1 protein-coding gene is annotated in these 312 nt (G+C 69.2%); it reads left to right on the top strand.

Going from position 1 to position 312, the window contains the following annotated elements; genetic code table 11:
- Positions 1 to 312: transposase domain-containing protein (locus B1964_RS29425; protein WP_172399020.1), on the top strand; the 312-nt coding region annotated here is incomplete at both ends.

The following is a 312-nucleotide window of genomic DNA, read 5'->3' as shown; positions in this document are numbered from 1 at the left end:
GGGAGGAGTCCTATCGCGTTCCGGGGAAGTCGGCGATCTTTCAGGCGCGGTCTCGTCTGGGGTCGGCGCCGATGAAGGCGTTGTTTGAGCGGGTCGCGGTGCCGTTGGGGCGGGAATCGACGCCTGGGGTGTGGTTGGCGGGGCGGCGGCTGGTTGCTGTGGATGGGACGTGTCTTGATGTCGCCGACACGCCGGTCAACGATGAGTATTTCGGGCGGCCCGGGGTGAACAAGGGTGAGCGGGCGGCGTTCCCGATGGCGCGGGTGGTGGCGCTCGCCGAGTGCGGCACGCACGCCATTTTCGCCGCCGCGG

Origin of the sequence: Gordonia sp. i37, from assembly GCF_002043085.1 — a bacterium.
GTDB lineage: Bacteria > Actinomycetota > Actinomycetes > Mycobacteriales > Mycobacteriaceae > Gordonia > Gordonia polyisoprenivorans.
This window is presented reverse-complemented; position numbering and strand designations above follow the sequence as displayed.